Origin of the sequence: Mesorhizobium sp. M7A.F.Ca.CA.003.01.2.1 (assembly GCF_003998945.1) — a bacterium.
GTDB classification, from domain to species: domain Bacteria; phylum Pseudomonadota; class Alphaproteobacteria; order Rhizobiales; family Rhizobiaceae; genus Mesorhizobium; species Mesorhizobium ciceri.
Genome location: NZ_RZRA01001072.1, coordinates 1 through 1,758 on the forward strand (window position 1 = coordinate 1; position 1,758 = coordinate 1,758).

Sequence of the window (1,758 nt, forward strand, 5' to 3'; positions counted from 1 at the left end):
TCCCGCCCCATCTCTCCGGCTGCGGCGAGAACGACCATGCCGGCCACCAGCGCTACCGCGACCACTTCAATGCGGTGATCAAGCCGATCCATGACGACTTCAACGGCTTTCTCACCGCCAACCACGAGGCGCCCTATCCGATCGGCCAGTTCTTCGAAGCCTCGCCCTATTTGAACCTGCTGCTCTACCCCGAAGCGGCAAAATTCAAGCGCCGCCATCCGCTCGACCCGGCAAAATTCCAGTACCTCGAAGGCTGCGTGCGGCACGAAAAGCCGTACACGGTGCCGACCTTCTCCAGGAACAATGACGGGCCGCTGCTCTACGTCTCCTTCGGCAGCCTGGGCGCCGGCGATGTCGATCTGCTGAAGCGCATCATCGCGACATTGGGCAAGACGCGCTACAGGGCTCTGGTCAATGTCGGCGGCTACAAGGACCAGTACACGGACGTGCCCGGTAACGTCATTGTCGACAGCTGGTTTCCGCAGCCCTCGGTGATCCCGCAGGTCGATGCCGTCATCCACCATGGCGGCAACAACTCGTTCACCGAGTGCCTCTATTTCGGCAAACCGGCCATCATCATGCCCTATGTCTGGGATGGCCACGACAACGCCACCCGCGTCGAGGAAACCGGCCACGGCTTCGGCATGCCGCGCTACGACTGGACCGATGCCGAGCTGGTTGCCAAGATCGAGACCTGCCTGACCGACCCGGCGATGAAAGCCAAGCTGGCGAAGACATCGGCGCAGATGCACGCGCAGAATGGGCCGGAGAAAGCGGCCGGGTTGTTGGAGACGCTGCTGTGATTGAGATGCGGAGCCCAGGCGCCCCCCTCTGGCCTGCCGGCCATCTCCCCCTCAAGGGGGGAGATTGGATTTCGCGGCGGCTTTCGCCAATTTTCAACGCTGAAGAAGAGACACAGAAGCCAAAGTTGCCAATCTCCCCCCTTGAGGGGGAGATGTCCGGCAGGACAGAGGGGGGCCTCGTAGAGCGAAAACGGGGCGGGATTGAGCGCCCAAATGATGGAGCACGCTCATGACCTCCTCCGCCCCACACCTCCACCAGGCCACCACCCGAACCGACCTCGTCGACTGGGGCGTCCAACCTGACGCGCTGGACGGCGCTTCGCGCTCCACCGGCAGGCTCGTGCACAAAGGGCCAAACAACCAGCCGGAATCCGGCATCTGGGTCTGCACGCCAGGCCGCTGGCGCCTCAGTATCCCGCGCGACGAATTGTGCCATTTCGTCGCCGGCCGCGCGACCTACCGGTCGGATGTCGGTGAGGTGATAGAAGTCTCCACCGGCACCGTGGTCATGTTCCCTGCCGGCTGGAGAGGCGAATGCACCGTGCATGAGACGATGCGCAACGTCTACATGCTGGCGTGACCACGGAGCTTGATGACATGTCGACACCGCACTGGCCGAAGGCTTCGGCCGTGGAATTGGAAGACTGGGGCGCGGGCAGCAACACGCTCGCCGGTTCGCCGCGCGCTTCGGGCAAGATCCTGGCGCAGAACCCGGACGGATCGAGCGAATGCGGCCTGTGGGCGTGCACGCCGGGCACGCGCAAGGTCACCTTTGGCGCCGACGAATTCTGCCACTTCCTGTCGGGACGCGGCAGCTATGTCCATGGCGACGGCGAGGAGATCGCGGTCGAGGCCGGCACGCTGGTATTCTTCCCCGCCGGCTGGACCGGCATCTCCATCATCACGCAAACGCTGACCAAGGCCTTCATGTGCCGCTGAGCACCCATTTCCAAGG

3 protein-coding genes are annotated in these 1,758 nt (G+C 63.7%); all 3 read left to right on the top strand.

Annotated features, from left to right (window positions below; genetic code table 11):
- Positions 1–803: glycosyltransferase (locus EN969_RS29770; RefSeq protein ID WP_164758615.1), on the top strand; the 803-nt coding region annotated here is incomplete at its 5' end.
- 229 nt (positions 804–1,032) lie between these two features.
- Positions 1,033–1,383 carry a cupin domain-containing protein gene (locus EN969_RS29780; RefSeq protein ID WP_063169498.1) on the top strand — a complete coding sequence of 117 codons (351 nt, stop codon included), beginning with the start codon at positions 1,033–1,035 and terminating at the stop codon, positions 1,381–1,383.
- Positions 1,384–1,400: 17 nt separating this feature from the next.
- The gene (locus EN969_RS29785; protein WP_063170399.1) at positions 1,401–1,742 is read left to right on the top strand and encodes a cupin domain-containing protein; all 342 of its coding nucleotides are present in this window, start codon (positions 1,401–1,403) and stop codon (positions 1,740–1,742) included.
- Positions 1,743–1,758 lie beyond the last annotated feature (16 nt).

Bases quoted from the DNA above. Each gene is read 5' to 3' on its own strand.
- EN969_RS29785 (WP_063170399.1), top strand. From the start codon at position 1,401: ATGTCGACACCGCACTGGCCGAAGGCTTCGGCCGTGGAATTGGAAGAC.
- EN969_RS29780 (WP_063169498.1), top strand. From the start codon at position 1,033: ATGACCTCCTCCGCCCCACACCTCCACCAGGCCACCACCCGAACCGAC.